General features: G+C 73.5%; 11 protein-coding genes and 1 riboswitch. Of the genes, 2 read left to right on the top strand and 9 right to left on the bottom strand.

Going from position 1 to position 16,513, the window contains the following annotated elements:
- Window positions 1-2 precede the first annotated feature (2 nt).
- From ACN27G_RS01420 to ACN27G_RS01385, 8 genes are all read right to left on the bottom strand, one after another.
- A complete protein-coding gene (locus tag ACN27G_RS01420) occupies window positions 3-1,127 on the bottom strand; it encodes a M20 family metallopeptidase (protein ID WP_421490957.1) in 1,125 nt (374 codons plus the stop codon).
- Between the two features lies 1 nt (window position 1,128).
- A complete protein-coding gene (locus ACN27G_RS01415) occupies window positions 1,129-4,620 on the bottom strand; it encodes a serine hydrolase (protein WP_421490956.1) in 3,492 nt (1,163 codons plus the stop codon).
- Between the two features lie 11 nt (window positions 4,621-4,631).
- Window positions 4,632-5,381, bottom strand: a complete 750-nt coding sequence (locus ACN27G_RS01410; protein ID WP_421490955.1) for an ABC transporter ATP-binding protein — start codon at window positions 5,379-5,381, stop codon at window positions 4,632-4,634.
- Complete coding sequence (locus tag ACN27G_RS01405; RefSeq protein WP_421490954.1) at window positions 5,381-7,435, bottom strand: dipeptide/oligopeptide/nickel ABC transporter permease/ATP-binding protein; 2,055 nt, start codon at window positions 7,433-7,435, stop codon at window positions 5,381-5,383. The genes ACN27G_RS01410 and ACN27G_RS01405 overlap by 1 nt, the downstream gene beginning before the upstream one ends.
- Window position 7,436: 1 nt before the next feature.
- Window positions 7,437-8,510, bottom strand: coding sequence for an ABC transporter permease (locus ACN27G_RS01400; protein WP_421490953.1), 1,074 nt, complete (start codon window positions 8,508-8,510; stop codon window positions 7,437-7,439).
- On the bottom strand, window positions 8,507-10,075 hold the full coding sequence (locus ACN27G_RS01395; RefSeq protein ID WP_421490952.1) for an ABC transporter substrate-binding protein: 1,569 nt from the start codon (window positions 10,073-10,075) through the stop codon (window positions 8,507-8,509). Before ACN27G_RS01395 ends, ACN27G_RS01400 begins: the two co-directional genes overlap by 4 nt.
- A gap of 58 nt (window positions 10,076-10,133) precedes the next feature.
- A complete protein-coding gene (locus ACN27G_RS01390; protein WP_421490951.1) occupies window positions 10,134-11,537 on the bottom strand; it encodes a serine hydrolase domain-containing protein in 1,404 nt (467 codons plus the stop codon).
- 106 nt (window positions 11,538-11,643) lie between these two features.
- Entirely contained in the window at window positions 11,644-12,024 is a 381-nt protein-coding gene (locus tag ACN27G_RS01385; RefSeq protein ID WP_421490950.1) for a winged helix-turn-helix transcriptional regulator, read from the bottom strand.
- A gap of 95 nt (window positions 12,025-12,119) precedes the next feature.
- Between ACN27G_RS01385 and ACN27G_RS01380 the strand changes: the two genes are divergently transcribed.
- Together ACN27G_RS01380 and ACN27G_RS01375 are read left to right on the top strand one after the other, a co-directional pair.
- A complete protein-coding gene (locus tag ACN27G_RS01380) occupies window positions 12,120-12,737 on the top strand; it encodes an ester cyclase (RefSeq protein ID WP_421490949.1) in 618 nt (205 codons plus the stop codon).
- A gap of 42 nt (window positions 12,738-12,779) precedes the next feature.
- Complete coding sequence (locus tag ACN27G_RS01375) at window positions 12,780-13,760, top strand: NADPH:quinone reductase (protein WP_421490948.1); 981 nt, start codon at window positions 12,780-12,782, stop codon at window positions 13,758-13,760.
- Between the two features lie 153 nt (window positions 13,761-13,913).
- Here ACN27G_RS01375 and metE read toward each other — a convergent pair whose 3' ends face one another.
- On the bottom strand, window positions 13,914-16,151 hold the full coding sequence (gene metE / locus ACN27G_RS01370; RefSeq protein ID WP_421490947.1) for a 5-methyltetrahydropteroyltriglutamate--homocysteine S-methyltransferase: 2,238 nt from the start codon (window positions 16,149-16,151) through the stop codon (window positions 13,914-13,916).
- Window positions 16,152-16,266: 115 nt separating this feature from the next.
- A riboswitch (cobalamin riboswitch) is annotated at window positions 16,267-16,481 on the bottom strand.
- Window positions 16,482-16,513: the final 32 nt, after the last annotated feature.

The following is a 16,513-nucleotide window of genomic DNA, read 5'->3' as shown; positions in this document are numbered from 1 at the left end:
GGTCACCGGGCACCCGCCGTCCGGGGCCGGACCGGTGCGGCGGAGAGCAGCTCGGCCAGCAGCGAGGTCAGCAGCGCCGTGCGTCCGGGGAGGAACTCCAGCAGGACGTGCTCGTCGTCGGCGTGCGCACCGCCGCCGACGGCGCCCAGACCGTCCAGGGTGGGCGTGCCGACGCCGGCGGTGAGGTTGCCGTCGGAGGCGCCGCCGACGGCGGTGGCGACCAGCGGCGGCAGCCCGAGCGCGCGGGCCAGTTCCCGCGCCCGGGCGAAGAGGGCGGCGGAGGCGGTGGCCTCCATCGGCGCGCGGTTCGGTCCGCCGACGACCTCGATGGCGGCACCCGGCAGCACGGCCGTGAGGCGCCGCACCGCGCCGTCCACCCGGTCCTGCTCGGCCACCGACCGGACCCGGACGTCCACCGCGACGCTGCCGCCGGCCGGCACGGTGTTGGTCGTCGTGCCGGCGCGGGACAGGGTCGGGGTCACGGTCGTGCCCGCCCCGGTGTCGGTCAGCGCGGCGATGCGCAGCACCTGGTGTGCCAGCTCGACGGTGGCGTTCACCCCGCGCTCCGGGGCGAGCCCGGCGTGCGCGGCCCGGCCGGTGACGACCAGCTCGTAGCCGGACACGCCCTTCCGCTCGGTCTTCAGCCCTCCCCCGTCGGCGGCCGCCTCCAGCACCAGCGCCGCCCCGACCGCCCGCGCCTCGGACTCGACGAGCTCCCGGGAGGACGGCGACCCCAGTTCCTCGTCGCCGGTCACCAGCAGGGTGATCCCGTCCCGGTCGGGCAGCGCGGCGATCGCCCGGAGGGCCATCGCGACGCCCGTCTTCATGTCCAGGCAACCGGGGCCGCGCAGCACGTCGCCCGTGACGTCGTACGGGATGCGGTCGAGCGTGCCGAGCGGCCAGACGGTGTCGTGGTGGCCCAGCACCAGCACCCGGGACGGCCCGGAGCCGAACCGCCAGCGCAGGTGCGTACGGCCGTCGAGGACGATCCGCTGCGGCTGCGCGCCCAGCCGGGCGGCGCCGACCCGCGCCACCACCTCGGCGCTGCGCGCGACGGCCGCGATGTCGGTGGAGGGCGACTCGCACTCCACCAGCGCCCGGGTGTCGGCCAGCAGTGCGTCCAGCATCTCAGTCCACCCTCGGGGTGGCCCGGGCGCCGAAGTGCACGTACCGTTCCCCGGTCGCCAGCTCGTAGAAGGTGACCGGATACCAGGTCGTCCGGTGCGCGGGCGTGGTGAGGAACAGGCCGGGGCCGGCCGGGACCAGCGGCTGCACCTCGACCGGATCCGGGACGAGCGCGGCCAGCGGCCCGGTGAGGGTGGTCCGCATCCGGGGCCCGGAACCGCCGCCGCCGTCGCTGTGACCGTCGTCGTCGCTGTGACCGTCGCCGTCGCTGTGACCGTCGCCGTCGCTGTCACCGGCCAGCACCTCGATCCGCACCGACGCGCGCTCGTAGGTGCCGACGTACGGGGTGATGTCGACCGGCACCGGTTCGGCCGGCGGGGTGACCGGTTCCGGCATCCGCACCCCGGCGAGTTCGGCGAAGAGCTCGGCGAAGAGGTCCTGGTGCAGGTCCCGGGCGCTCTCCCTGTTGGTCAGCAGGGTGACCGCCAGGCCCTGTTCGGGCAGCAGCCGCAGGAAGGCGGCCTGCCCGACGGTGTTGCCATCGTGTCCGACCAGCCGGTGCCCGTCCCAGCCGAAGCGGATCCAGCCGAGGCCCCACGAGTCACCGAGGGAGAGCTTGTCCGGCAGCTCGGCGTGGTGCGCGGCCATCGCGGCGGCCGACCCGGCGCCGAGCACCCGTGCGCCGTCGGGCCCGAGGCCGCCGGTCAGGTGCATCCGGGCGAAGGCCAGCACGTCCGCCGCGTTCGCGCTGATCACGCCGGCGGGTCCGATCGAGCGGGGCAGGTGCCACACCGGCGCCGCGACCAGGTCGCCCTCGTGCTCGACGTGGCCGGCCGCCGCCGGGTGCAGCAACACCTCCTCCGGCAGGGTGGCCGTCGCGGTCAGGCCGAGCGGGGTGAACAGCCGCTCCCGGACGGCCTCGTCCCAGCTCTGCCCGGTGATCTCCTCGATCATCCGGCCGAGCACCGTGTAGCCGGCGTTGCAGTAGGACCAGGTCGCGCCGAGCGGGTGGTTCTGGGTCTGGTCGGCGAGCAGCTCCACGTAGCGCCGCAGGCAGTCGTCGCCGCGCCCGGTGTCGGTGAAGACGTCGCCGTCGATGCCGCTGGTGTGCGTGAGCAGGTGCCGGGTGGTGACCCGGGCCGCCACGTCCGGGTCGGCGAGCCGCAGCCCGGGCAGCACCTCGGCGACCGGGGCGTCGAGCTTCAGCCGTCCCTCGTCCGCGAGCTGCATGATCACGGTCGCGGTCCAGACCTTGGTGATCGAGCCGATCTGGAACAGCGCGCGGGGCGTCACCGGCCGGCCCGAGGCGGTGTCCAGCACACCGGCGCAGACCTCGACCAGCTCGTCCTCGTCGCCCGGCTCGGTGGCCAGCCGCAGGATGCCGAGCTGGGCGCCGGGCACGCCGTGCCGCTCGGCCAGCTGCGCGAGGCGCCGCTGCCAGTACGCCGCGTCGACGGGCGGGCGGCCCCCGCGCCGGGTGTGCTGCTCGACCCAGTCCACGACGCGCCGGTTGTAGTCGATCCGCTGCGACGGCGGCCCGGTCAGGACGAAGACGTGCGAGGCGCGCGGGTAGAGCACCAACCGGGTCGGCACGCCACGCTGCCGCAGCGCCGTGTGCCACTGCTGTGCCTGGCCGACCGGGCAGGTGAGGTCGTCGGCGCCGTGCAGCAGCAGCGTGGGGGTGTGCACGTCGGCGACCCGGGTGAGCGGCGACATCTCGGCGTACCGCTCCGGGTCCTGCCAGGGCGGGCCGCCCAGCTCGTACGCGCTGAGGAGCTGGCTGTCGTCGCAGGTGCCGGCCATGCTGACCAGGTCGGACACGGTGCCGCCCGCGACGGCCGCCGCGAACCGGTCGTCGTGCCCGGTCAGCCAGCAGGTCAGATAGCCGCCGTAGCTGTATCCGGTGACGGCGAGCCGGTTCGGGTCGGCGATCCCCTCGGCGACCAGGGCGTCGATCGGTTCGAGCAGGTCGGGGGCGTCGGCGACTCCCCAGGCCCCGTTGACGGCGTCGTACGTGGCCTCGCCGTACCCGTCGCTGCCACGCGGGTTGACGATCAGCACGACCCAGCCACGCCGGGCGAGTTCCTGGTGGTAGAGGTGGACCTCGTCGGCGGCGCCGTTCCACGCGTTGTGCGGCCCGCCGTGGATGTCCAGCAGCAGCGGCCGGGGTCCTGTCCCGGCACCGTCGCGGATCAGCCAGCCCTGCACGCTGTGGCCGTCGGAGATCGGGAAGCTGCGCTCCTCCCGGGCGAAGAGTGCGACGTCGGCGAGTGCGCGGCCGTGCCCGGTCAGCACCCGCTCCGTCCCGGTGGCCAGTTCCACGACGGCGACCTCGCCGAACGATTCCGGGGTACCGAGCACCACCGCGGCCCGGCCCGATCGGACCGAGAGGCCGTCGACGACCCGGCCCGCGCCGGCCAGGACCGGGCGCGGGTCGGCGCCGTCGGCCACCACCGACCACAGGTGCGAGCAACCCTGGTCGCGGAGGCAGAAGAGCACCCGGCCGTCGTGCTCCTGGGGCGGCCCGCCCGGGTACGCCACGGCCCCCGGCATGATGTTGCGGTCCAGCGTGCCGGTGAGCTCCACCGGCTCGCCGCCGTCGAGCGGCACCCGCAGCAGCCGGGCATGCCCCACGGGGTCGCCCGGCCAGCCCACCACGAGCAGGGCGGAGCCGTCGGTGGTGAACCCGACGGTGCGGGCGACGCCGCCGGCCGGCCCGACCGTCCGCGCCACGCCGGCACCGGACGCACCACCGTCCCGGGCAGCGGACGCACCACCGGCACCGTCCCGGGCACCGGGCGCACCGCTGCCGTCCAGGGGACCGGCACCGTCGCGGTCGTCGACCGCCAGCAGGTGCACGGCAGCGCGCAGACGCAGGTCGCTGTCGTCGCCCACGGCACGCACGAAGGCCAGCTCCGTGCCGTCCGGCGACCAGACCGGTGTGCCGGCGTCGTACGGTGCGTCGGTGAGCACCCGGCACCGCCGGGTGCCGACGTCGAGCACGTGCAACTGCCGCCGTACCGCGCCGACCAGGCCGACGCCGTCGGCCTGGTAGTCCAGCCCGTCGCTGACCAGCGGCGCCGCCGCGCCCCGCGCACCGCCGTCCGGATCGACGGGAGCGGCGAAGGCGAGCCGTGTGCCGTCCGGGCTCCACGCCGGTGTGCCGGCCGGCAGCGGCAGGTCGGTGAGCACCTGCGGTTCGCCGCCGTCCATCGGGGCCACCGCGACCTGGCCACCGCGCAGGAACGCCAGCCGGCTGCCGTCCGGGCTCCACACCGGCGACGTGTCGTCCGGGCCGGCGGTCAGCCGACGGGCGCTGCCGCCGCCGGTGGGCACCGTCCACAGCTCGCGGACGGTACGGTCCGCCGCCCCGTCCTGCGTGCGCAGCACGTACGCGACGTGCGACCCGTCCGGCGCGAGGGCCGGTTCGGCGGGTACGGCCAGGGCGAGGAGGTCGTCGATGCGCAGCCGTCGGGTCACGTGTTGCTCCGTCACGTGTTGCTCCGTCACGTGTTGCTCCAGGTGGTGAGGCGGTGGCCGGGGACCGCGTCGAGCAGTGCCCGGGTGTACTCGTGGGAGGGCGCGGTCAGCACCCGTTCGGCGGGACCCTGCTCCACGACGCGGCCGCGCAGCATGATCGCCACGTCGTCGGCGACGTACCGGACCACGGCCAGGTTGTGCGAGATGAACAGGATGGAGAGCCCCAGTTCGCGCTGCAGTTCCCGGACCAGGTTGAGGATGGCGCCCTGGATCGACACGTCCAGCGCGGAGGTGATCTCGTCGGCGATCACCACCCGGGGCCGGCCGGCGATGGCCCGGGCGAGCGCGACGCGCTGCCGCTGCCCGCCGGAGAGCTGCCCGGGATACGCGCCCGCACGGGCCGGGTCCAGGTGTACGAGTTCCAGCAGCCGGGCCACCTCGGCGCGGCGTTGCACACGCGACGGCCCCGGTGGCATCGCCTCGGCGACGGTCTCGCCGATCGTCATGCGCGGGTCGAGTGAGGAGTAGGGGTCCTGGAAGACCATCTGCACCGGCCGGTACCTGCCGCGTGCCGGTACCGGCCGGCCGTCGAGCAGGATCCGGCCGCCGGCCGGCGGCACCAGGCCGACGGCCGCGCGGGCCAGTGTGGACTTGCCCGAGCCGGACTCGCCCACCAGGCCCAGCACGCGACCGGCGGGCACCCGCAGGGTGACGTCGTCGACCGCCGTCAGCCGTCCATAGCGGACGGTCACCTCCTCGAAGGTCAACTCGCTCATCACGCCTCCACCGCAGAGGCCGACGCCGACGACGCCTGCGTCGCCGAAGTCGGCGACGTCCGCACCGCCGGAGCTGGTGCCGCCTCCGCCGCCGAATCCGGTTCCCGGGTCTCCCGCTCGTTGTCCGGCGCCGCCGGACGGGCGTGCCAGCACGCCACCCGGTGTCCGGACGGATGCCGCCGCAGCGGTGGGTCCTCGTCCCGGCAGCGCTGCGTGGCCAGCGGGCACCGGGCCGCGTACGCGCACCCCCCGGGCAGCTCGGCCGGGTCCACCGGACGTCCGGGGATCACCGGCAGCGGCCGGTCCAGCGGGGAGTCCATCCGGGGTACGGCGCCGGTCAGCGCCCGGGTGTACGGGTGCAGCGCCGCCCCGGTCAGCCGCTCGGTGGGCAGGTCCTCGACGATGCGTCCGGCGTACATCACCAGTACCCGGTCGCAGACCTCGCTGACCACCGCGACGTCGTGGCTGATCAGCAGCAGTGCGACGTCGTCGGCGGCCCGGATCGCGGCCAGCAGGTCCAGCACCTGCCGCTGGACCGTGACGTCCAGGGCGGTGGTCGGCTCGTCGGCGACGATGAGCGCCGGGGTGCCCATCAGCCCCATGCCGATCATCGCGCGTTGCCGCATCCCGCCGGAGAACTCGTGGGGGTACTGCCGGGCCCGGCGCTCCGGATCGGTGATCCGCACGGCGCGCAGCCGGTCCACCGCCCGGCCGAACGCCTCGCGGCGGTTGCGGCCGTGGTGGTGCCGCGAGACCTCGGCGAGCTGGCGACCGATCCGCTGGGTCGGATTCAACGAGCTGGCCGGGTCCTGGAAGACCATCGCGAGCGAGCTGCCGAGCAGGCGGCGTTGCACGGCGGAGTCCGGTGCCCGCAGGTCGGCGCCGAGCAGGTGCAGGCGCTCCGCGTCGACCCGGCCGGCCGCGTCGGTCAGCCGGGAGACGGCGAGGGCGGTGAGCGACTTGCCGGAGCCGGACTCGCCGACCACGCCGACCGCCTCGCCCCGGCGGATCGTGAACGTCACCTCTCGTACCGGCCGCACCGGGCGGCCGGCGCCGGGGAAACTGACGGTGAGGTCCCGGACGTCGAGCACCACGTCGTCGGCCGGCTCGCCGGTGGACTCGTCGTCCGGCTCCTCGGCACCGGAACGCTCGTCGCCGGCCGCCGCCCGCTCCGTCGCCGTGCCGGTGGACGGCCCGGCCGGCACGGGGAGGCCGACCAGCGCGTCCATCCCGAAGCCCTTGGCCACCGCCTCGCCGAGCAGGTTGAGCGCCAGGCCGGCGACCAGCACGGCCAGCGCCGGGGCGATCGCGGCGGCCGGGTTGATGTAGAGCACGCCGATGCCGTCGTAGAGCAGCCGGCCCCAGTCGTACTCGGGTGACTGCACGCCGAGGCCGAGGAAGGAGAGACCGGCGAAGGCGAGCAGTGCGCCGCCGGCACCGATTGTCGCGTTCACCACGAGCGGCTCGGCGATGTTCGGCAGCAGGTGGCGCAGCAGGATGCGGAAGCGGCCGACACCGGCGACCCGGGCCGCGGCGACGAAGTCGCGGGCCGCGACACCGGCGACCAGGGTCTGCACCAGTCGGGCGAACATCGGCGCCCCGGCCAGCCCGATGGCGAGCGCCGCCCCGGTCGCGCCGACCCCGAAGATGACCGCGAAGAAGAGCGCGAGCAGCAGGCCGGGAAAGGCGATCGCGATCTGTACCGCACCCGACACGAGCCGACCGGCCCGCCGGCCGAGCAGCCACGGCGCGGTGCCGAGCAGGAGCCCCACCAGCACCGTGACGGCGGTGGCGGCGAGCGCGAGACCGACCGAGAGCCGGGTCGCCTCGAGCACCCGGAAGGCGATGTCCCGGCCCAGGTTGTCGGTCCCGGCCCAGTGCTCGGCCGACGGACCGGCGAGGATGTCGGCGGTGTCGACGGCGTTCGCCCGCCCGCTCCACGGCGCGGGACCGACCACGGCGATCACCAGGACCACCAGGACCAGCCCGGCCGCGGTGCGGCCCGTCGGGGTACGCAGCACGCGGAGCCAGCGGTGTCCGATGCGGAGGTTCACCTCAACCCTCCCGGATCATCGACCGGGGGTCGAGCAGCGCGAGCGCGACGTCGACGGCGGTGTTGATCAGCAGCACGCCCAGGCCGTAGATCAGCACGATGGCCTGCACCAGTGGGTAGTCCTTGCTGAGGATCGACCGCACGATCGTGGTGCCGAGGCCGGGCCAGGCGAAGACGTTCTCGACCAGAACGGTGCCTGCGACCATCGAACCGAGGATGAGGCCCGAGAGGGTCAGCGCGGCCGTGGCGGCGTTGGGCAGGGCGTGGCCGAGGTAGAGCGAGCGGACCGGCAGGCGTTTGGCACGCGCCGTGCGCAGGTAGTCGGCGTCCAGCACGCTCACCATCTCCACCCGCAGGATGCGGGCGAGGATCGCGGCCGGCCCCACGGCGAGGGAGAGCACCGGCAGCACGTATCCGGCGGCGGTGGCGTTGCCGGCCACCGGCAACCATTGCAGTGTGACGCCGAGCAGATACACCAGACCCACGCCGAGGAGGAAGTCCGGGATCGCGCCGAGCACGACGCTGCCGGTGGTGAAGGCCACCTCGGCGCGCCGGCCGCGACCCCGCCGGGTGAGCACACCCATCACCACCCCGACCGGCAGGGCGAGCGCGACCGCGGCGAGGAAGGCGAGCGTGGCCAGCGTCAGCGTGGCCGGCAGGCGCTGACCGACGACCTCGGTCACCGGCAGCCGGGTCAGGATCGAGACCCCGAGGTCCCCGGTGAAGAGGCCCTTCAGGTACGCGGCGTACTGGGTGAGCAGCGGGTCGTCCAGACCCAACGCGGCACGGCGCTCGGCCACCAGCGCCGCCGGGGCGGTGGGGCCGAGCGCGGAGCGGACCGGGTCCCCGGGTACCAGATGGATCATCAGGAACGCGGCGGTGACCAGTACCCAGAGCGAGACCAGGAGCCGGGCGGCCCGGCGCAGCGCGAAGCGGAACCATGCGTTGTCGACGATCCGGAGGACCGGCGGCGGTACGGCCGCCGGTCCCTCCCCCTCCACCCGCACCGCCGGCCGCGACCGGACGGATGCGGCGACCCTGCCGATCCGCCGCGTGCCGAGCCGGTCGGTGGTCATCGGTCGAGCATCCGGATGCTCGTCGGAATGAGCTGGCCGGGAGTCTCGAACCGGGCCTTGACGCCGTACGTCGGCACCTGCTGGTTCGCGAACGGCACCACGTCGGCCGCCTTCACCAGCGCGGTCTCGGCGGCAAGCCAACTCGCGCAGCCGGCGACGCCGTCCATCGCGCTGGCCTGCTTCACGGCCGCGTCGTACCCACTGTTGCCGATCCCGGCGAAGTTGGTGCCGTCGGGCACGGTCGGCCCGGAGAGGAACGGCACGAGCTGGTCCGGGCTGTTGACGTTGACCGGTGCCCAGGCGATGTCCCAGTCACCGGTGCCGAAGAGGGTCTGGTTCATCACGTCCGCACTCTGCGGCTTGGTCGTGACCTCGACCCCGGCGGCCTTCCACTGCTGCACCGCGAGCTCGGCGGCGGCGGTGCCCGCGCTCCCCCCGGTGGTCGGGTACGCGAAGACCAGCGGCCTGCCGGCGATCCTCTTGAGCGCCTCGGTGGCCGCCGCCGCGTCGTGGGCCGGCAGCGCGTCGCCGAGTTGCCCGCCGGGACAGGCGACCGGCTCGATCGCGGCGAGCGTCGTGGGCGGGGTGCCCTTGCCGGCGGAGAGCACGGTCCGCACCTCGGCGAGGTCGAGCGCCTGGGTGAGGGCCATCCGGACGGCCGGGTCGGCGGTGGCGTGCCCCTCGGCCTGGTTGTACCACTGCTGGCCGAGCAGCGCGGTGGTGCGCGCCGCGAAGAGGCCGGCCCTGTCCAGCCGCTCGGCGTCGGGCCCGGTCACCTGCGCGGCGTTCAGCTCGCCGGAGAGCAGCAGGTTCGCTGCGGTGGCGGGATTTTCCACGATCTTGATCACGACGGTGTCGGGCATGCCCGGGGTGGCGGTGGTCGCGCCGTCCGGTCCCCAGTCGTAACCCTCGCGGATCGCGTACGTGTAGTGGTCGCCGGGCACGGCCTCCGTGAGGGTGTACGGCCCGGTGCCCGAGGTGCCCCTCGCCAGGGTCGCACGGTCGGCCATCCCGCCGGGGCAGACGATCGGCAGGCTCGCCAGCCCGTTCAGCACGAACGGCGCCGGGGCGGCCAGCTTGAGGGTCACGGTGCCGGCGGCATCGTCGCCGCTGGCGGTGGCGCCGGCCGGCAGGAAGGTGCCGAGGAACGGGCTCTTGTTCTCCGGGTCGCCGACGTAGCCGAGGTTGTCGCTGACCACCTTCGCCGTCATGGGGGTGCCGTCGGCGCAGGTGATGCCCTTGCGCAGGGTGAGCGTGACGTCGGTGCCCCGCGCGCTCCACTTCTCCGCGAGCTGCGGCCTGATCTCCCCACTCTTCGAGTCGACGCTGACCAGCGTGTCGTACCCGAGCTGGGTGACGGTGAAGAGTGCCGTGGCGGCCGAGGACTGCGGATCGAGGTTGCCCGGGTCGGCGGAGAGCGCCATCGTGAAGGTGCCGCCGTCCACGACCTGCCCCTGCGACTGCTGTCCCGTGCCGCCGCCGCCTCCGCCGCCGCATCCGGCCAGCGCCAGCGACGCGCAGATCCCGGCGGTACCGACAATTCTCGTACCAGTTATGAGTTTCATTAAAGAAAACCTCTTCCAGCCTGCCGGCTCGACGGGGGATGGGCGTGGTGGGCCCGGCTCAGGCGGGCGGTGCGGTGGCGTCCGCCCGGCGGACGGCCCGGCCGACGTGCAGGAACCGGGCGCGGCCCGCGCCGTCGTCGCCGACGAACGCGTGCGGTGCGTGGATGCCGTGCTCCGGCTCCAGCGGAATGAGGCTGTCGCCGCGGTACTGCACGAGCTCTTTGCGGGACGCCTGCCCCACGAGTTCGGCGATGTCGCCCTTGGGCGTCTGCTCGATCCAGATCCGGCCGTCCTCGTCCTGGCTGACCGTCAGGTCGGCCACCTGCGAGGTGTACGTCCCGACGAACCGCCGCGCGTCCACCGGCTGCGGGTTCTCGGGCGGTCGCGGCAGGTCGGGCAGCGCGACTCTGCCGAGCTCGCCCAGCACGAGGCGGAAGACGTCGCGGTAGAGCGACATCGCATCGCCGCCGTTGGTCATCAGCGCCACGGCGAGCCCGTCCTCGACGGCCAGGCGGAGGAAGGCGGCCTGCCCGATGGTGTTGCCGTCGTGCCCCACCAGCGCGCCGCCGGGGGTGTCGAAGCGTTCGAAGCCCAGCCCCCAGGAGGTGCCCATCAGCCCGAGATCGGGCAGGGCCACCTCGCGCCGCCGCATCCGGGCCGGGGTGCCCGACGCCAGCACACGCGTGCCGTCCGTGGCCCGGCCGTCCTCGAGGTGCATCCGGGCGAAGCCGAGCAGGTCGCGGGGGCGCATCGCGAGCATGGCACCGGCCGGCGCGTTGGACCGGGCGAGCGCCCAGACGGGCGCCGGACGAGGACCGGCACCGGGCTCCGGCTCCAGGTGGCCGACCGCGACCCGGTGCAGGATCGCCTCGTACGGCCCGGTCGCCGTGTGGGTCAGGCCGAGCGGCCCGATCAGGTGCCGGCGCAGGCAGTCGTCGTACGGGATCCCGCGCACCACCTCGACGAGCCGGCCGAGCACGCAGTATCCCGCGTTGTTGTAGGAGAACTGCTCGCCGGGCGCGAAGAGCTGCGGCACGTCGTGCAGGGTGGCGACGTATTTCGCCAGGCAGTCGTCGCCGACGCCGGTGTCGGTGAAGATGTCGCCCTCGAAGCCCGCCGTGTGGTTCAGCAACTGCCGGGTCGTGACGACCTCGGCGGCCTCCTCGTCGCCGATCCGGAACTCCGGCAGGTACGTGCGGACCGGCACGTCGAGGTCGATGCTGCCCTCGTCGGCCAGCTGCAGCACGAGCGTGCTCGTCCAGAGCTTGGTGATGGAGCCGATCTGGAAGAGCGAGTCCGGCGTCGCCTCGACTCCGGTGGTGGTGCTCAGCAGCCCTGCGGCGCCGTCGACGATCCGGCCGTCGTGCAGGACCCCCCAGGCCGCGCCCGGTATCCGGTATCCCCGGAGCAGTTCCGGAACACGAGCCTCCAGGATCGCCTGGACGTCTGTGATCGTCGTCATATCGCGATCGTAAAATCCCAGGCCCGACCCGGTGTTCGTCGATCCGGACGAAAAATTCACCGCGTCCTGGTCGAATCGAACAACGACGGCTAGCCGGCCTCAGCGGTTACCGGTTGTCGTAGTCGCGTTGCGCCTGCAGCACCGCCGGCATCTGGGCCTGCAGGAAGGCGAACAGGGCCAGCAGGTGCTCGGCGACGGCGCGCCCGGAGCCGGTCAGCGAGTATTCAACGTGCATCGGAAAAGTGCTGACCTCGTTGCGTGCGACGAAACCGTCGCGCTCCAGCGCCTGCAACGACTGCGCCAGAATCTTCTGGCTGATGCCGTCCACCCGGCGCCGCAACTCGTTGAAACGCATCGGCCCGCCCGCCAGCGCACCCAGGATCAGGCTGCCCCAGCGGCCGGTCACCCGCTCGAGTGTCGACCTCGACGGACACATGCGCGCGAACACGTCATACAGGTCCGCGGGCTGATCAGTCCAGGTTTCCACCAGGCAACGTTACCTCACTCACAGCGGTATCTAGGGGATTGCGGTTTCTTGCAGAAACCTCGATGCTCGAGGTCGACATCGCAACCCACGAGAGAGTGAGTACCGTGATGGACCGCCGCACCCTTCTGCGCGACAGCAGCGCCGCCGCGCTCGGCGCGACCGCGCTCAGCGCCTTCGCCCTGGGCGAGCCCGCCCTGGCCCACCAGGCGTTGCGCACCACACCGCTGCCCGACCCGGCCACCACGCCGGTGCCCAACCCGCCGTTCCCGCACGGCCTCGACCCAGCCGAGCGGGCCCACCTGAAGACCTTCGACGAACTCGACTTCGACGTCTTCACCCACGCCGACTGGAGCCGCCTCGGCGAGAGCCACGCCCCGAACATCCGGGTGCACTGGCCCGACGGGCACTACACCGACGGCATCGACCAGCACATCGCCGACCTGAAAGCGCTGTTCGTGTGGGCGCCCGACACCCGGATCCTCGAACACCCGATCCGCATCGCCATGAACGAGTTCACCGCGGTCACCGGGGTCATGCGCGGCACCTTCACCCGCCCCATGCCCGACGGCAACGGCGGTTTCCTCCCGCCCACCGGCAAGAAGTACGCAATCAACATGGCCACCATCGGGATCTGGAACCGCCGCAGGGGTTACATGGACGAGGAGTTCCTCTTCTGGGACAACCAGTCCTTCTACGCACAGATCGGTCTGTGACAACCCCGGGCGGACGTGACCCACGAAAGGGAGTGAGACGACGTGCGCGCAGTCTGGTACGAGCACCCGGGCCCGGCGACCGCCGTACTCCAGGTCGGCGAGATGCCCGACCCGGCCCCGGGCCCCGGCGAGGTCCGGGTCCGACTGACCCGTTCCGGCATCAACCCTGGTGACACGAAGAAACGGGCCGACTGGGTCGGCTACGGGATGCCCTTCCCCCGGGTGATCCCGCACAGTGACGGCGCCGGCGTCATCGACGCCGTCGGCACCGGAGTCACCCCGGACCGCCTCGGCCGCCGGGTCTGGGTGTTCGGCGCACAGTCGTACCGGCCGTACGGGACCGCCGCGCAATTCACGGTGGTCCCGTACGACCACGCCGTCGAGCTGCCCGACACCGTCAGCGACGACGTCGGCGCCGCCCTCGGCATCCCCGGCATCACCGCCCACCGCGCGGTCTTCGCCGACGGACCGGTCACCGGCAGCACAGTGCTGGTGCACGGAGCACTCGGCGGCGTCGGCTCCCTGGCCGCGCAGCTGGCCCTGTGGGCAGGCGCCACCGTCATCGCCACCGTCCGCCGGCAGCACGACGCCACACAGGTCAAACTCGCCGGAGTCCCCGTCATCGCCCTCGACACCGACGACCCGGCCGCCGCGATCCGGGAACACGCCCCTCAGGGCGTGGACCGCATCATCGAGGTGTCATTCTCCGACAACATCGACCTCGACGCCGCCGTGACGAAGAACCAGGCGGTCATCGCGGCCTACGCCACCAGCCACGAGCAGCCCCGCCTCCCGTTCTGGCCCATGCTGTTCGACAACATCACCATCCGGCTGCTGGGCAGTGACGACTTCCCCGCCGAGGCCAAACAGCAGGCGGCGGCCGACCTGACCGCCGCAGCCCACGACGGGGCGCTGTCCATCCCCATCCGCGCCCCGCTGCCCCTGGAACGAACCGCCGAGGCACACGACCTCGTCGACGCCGGATCCCGCGACCGGATCCTGCTGGCGCCGGAGTGTGGCTGAACGTCGGCGTAGGGGCGTCGAAGAGGGCTTTGGCGTGCTCGACGGCGCGGACCGCCTCGATCACGGAGCGGAAGGCGGTCGACCCGACACTCACGGTCACTCCCGGGTCATGCCGGGCGGGCCCCTGCGGGGAGCCCACCCGGCCTGGCGTTGTCAGTCTCCGCGGACCTCGGCGGCGGCGGCGACCAGGTGCCGCAGCGACGCCTCGGCCTCGGCGTAGCCGCGGGTCTTCAGGCCGCAGTCCGGGTTGACCCAGAGCCGCTGGGCCGGGACGGCGGCGACCGCCCGCCGCAGCGCCTCGACCACCTCGTCGCGCGACGGGACCCGCGGCGAGTGGATGTCCCACACCCCGGGGCCGACGCCCCGGCGGTAGCCGATCGCGGCGAGGTCGTCGAGGACCTCCATCTTCGACCGGGACGCCTCGATGCTTGTCACGTCGGCGTCGAGGGCGTCGATCGCGCTGATCACCTCGCCGAACTCGCTGTAGCAGAGGTGGGTGTGGATCTGGGTGTCGTCGGCGACACCGCTGGTGGCCAGCCGGAACGCGCCGACCGCCCAGTCCAGGTACGCATTCTGGTCGGCCCGGCGCAGCGGCAGGGTCTCGCGCAGCGCCGGCTCGTCGACCTGGATTACCCGGATCCCCGCGGCCTCCAGGTCGCGGCACTCGTCGCGCAGCGCGAGCGCGACCTGGTCGGCGGTGTCGGCCAGCGGCTGGTCGGTACGGACGAACGACCAGGCCAGGATGGTGACCGGTCCGGTGAGCATCCCCTTGACCGGCCTGCTGGTCAGCGACTGGGCATAGGTGGACCAGTCGACCGTCATCGGCGCCCTGCGGGCCACGTCGCCGTGAATGACCGGCGGGCGTACGCAGCGGGAGCCGTAGGACTGCACCCAGCCGTACCTGGTGGCGGCGAACCCGTCGAGCTGCTCGCCGAAGTACTGGACCATGTCGTTGCGCTCCGGTTCGCCGTGCACGAGCACGTCCAGGCCGAGCTGCTCCTGGAGCCGGACGACGTGCTCGACCTCGGCGCGCATCCGCTGCACGTAGCCGGCGTCGTCGAGCCGGCCGGCCCGGTGCTCGGCACGGGCCCTGCGCAGCTCGGCGGTCTGCGGGAACGACCCGATCGTGGTGGTCGGCAGCTCCGGCAGCCCCAGCCGCCGCTGCTGGGCGGCGGCCCGGTCCGGATAGTCGCCGCGCTGCCGGTCCGCCGGGGCGAGCGCGCCGAGCCGGGCCCGGACGTCGTCGTGCCGCCAGGCCGCCGGGACGGGCGGCAGCCGCTCGGGCAGGTGGGCGGTCCCGTCGCGCAGCGCCCGCCCGAGCAGGACGACCTCGTCCACCTTCTGCCGGGCGAACGCGAGCCGGGCGTACAGGTCCGGGTCGAGCCGGGTCTCGACGGAGAGGTCGACCGGGACGTGCAGCAGCGAGCAGGAGGTGGAGACCGCGACGTGGTCGGCCAGCCCGGCGACGGTCGCCCCGGCCGCGACGGCGCCGCGCAGGTCGGTACGCCAGATGTTGTGCCCGTCGACCAGGCCGGCGACGATGGTCCTGCCGCGCAGCGGGCCGGCGCCAGCGAGCCGTTCGAGGTTGCCCGGCCCGGCGACCAGGTCCAGGCCGACCGCCTCGACCGGGGTGTCCAGCAGGGCCGGCAGGGCGTCGCCGAGCTCGCCGAAATAGGTGGCCACGAAGATCCGGGGCCGCCGTTCGAGCGCGCCGAGCCGGGTGTAGGCGCGGCGCAGCGCGTCGATCTCGGCCGGGCCGCGGTCGGCGACGTAGCCCGGCTCGTCCAACTGCACCCAGGCCACGCCCGCCTCGGCCAGCGCGGTGAGGATCCCGGCGTACGTCTCGACCAGGTCGTCGAGCCGGGCGAACGGGTCGGCGCCCTTGGCCAGCAGCAGGAACGTCGCCGGCCCGACAAGCACCGGCCGGGTGGTGACCCCCAGGTCACGGGCCTCGGCGAACTCGCGCAGCGCCTTCGCCGGGTTGGCGGTGAAGACGGTGTCCGGGCCGATCTCCGGCACCAGGTAGTGGTAGTTGGTGCCGAACCACTTGGTCAGCTCCAGCGCCGGCGCGGCGTCGACGCCGCGCGCCATCGCGAAGTAGGTGTCCAGCTCGGAGAGGCCGAGCCGGGCGAACCGGGCCGGAATCGCGCCGACCGCGACGGCGGTGTCGAGCACGTGATCGTAGTAGGAGAAGGTGTTCGACGGAATGGCGTCGAGACGGGCGTTGGCCAGCGTCCGCCAGACCTCGGCCCGGAGCCCGGCGGCGGTCTGCTCCAGAGCCTCCGCGTCGATGCCGCCGGCCCAGTACGCCTCGACGGCCTTCTTCAGCTCGCGGTTGGCACCGATGCGCGGATAGCCGAGCACGGTGCTCTGGCCGAATGCGGTACTCATCAAACAGGGTCCTTCCCTCGAAGCGTCCGGCGGGCGCGGGAGGGGGAGGCAGGGTACGGCACGGTACCGGCTTCCGCCCTGGCCCTCCCGAGAGACCGCCAGCGGCGCACACCGGGTGGTGTGCGCAGCGCTGGCAGGTCTTCGGACTCGCGGGCATGACCTCTACGGTCGCCTACTGGCCGTCGCTTCCCAGACCTCTTCCGGTCCAGTGCTTCGTTGACGGCGGTCGTTCCCACTCACCGCTGCGGGGCAGTCCCGGTCTCGCACCGGGTTCCCTCTTACGACGCCCCACCCTGTGGAGTGGGGCGAACCAGCACCATCCGCCATGGTACGGGTCCGGCGGTCGGATCGGCGCCAGGCCG

It is taken from the genome of Plantactinospora sp. WMMB334, from assembly GCF_049179095.1.
Taxonomy (GTDB): domain Bacteria; phylum Actinomycetota; class Actinomycetes; order Mycobacteriales; family Micromonosporaceae; genus Plantactinospora.
This window is presented reverse-complemented; position numbering and strand designations above follow the sequence as displayed.

Excerpts from the sequence above, each read along its gene's own strand:
- ACN27G_RS01420 (WP_421490957.1), bottom strand. The coding sequence starts at position 1,127 with ATGCTGGACGCACTGCTGGCCGACACCCGGGCGCTGGTGGAGTGCGAG.
- ACN27G_RS01410 (WP_421490955.1), bottom strand. The coding sequence starts at position 5,381 with ATGAGCGAGTTGACCTTCGAGGAGGTGACCGTCCGCTATGGACGGCTG.
- ACN27G_RS01400 (WP_421490953.1), bottom strand. The coding sequence starts at position 8,510 with ATGACCACCGACCGGCTCGGCACGCGGCGGATCGGCAGGGTCGCCGCA.
- ACN27G_RS01395 (WP_421490952.1), bottom strand. The coding sequence starts at position 10,075 with ATGAAACTCATAACTGGTACGAGAATTGTCGGTACCGCCGGGATCTGC.
- ACN27G_RS01390 (WP_421490951.1), bottom strand. The coding sequence starts at position 11,537 with ATGACGACGATCACAGACGTCCAGGCGATCCTGGAGGCTCGTGTTCCG.
- metE (WP_421490947.1), bottom strand. The coding sequence starts at position 16,151 with ATGAGTACCGCATTCGGCCAGAGCACCGTGCTCGGCTATCCGCGCATC.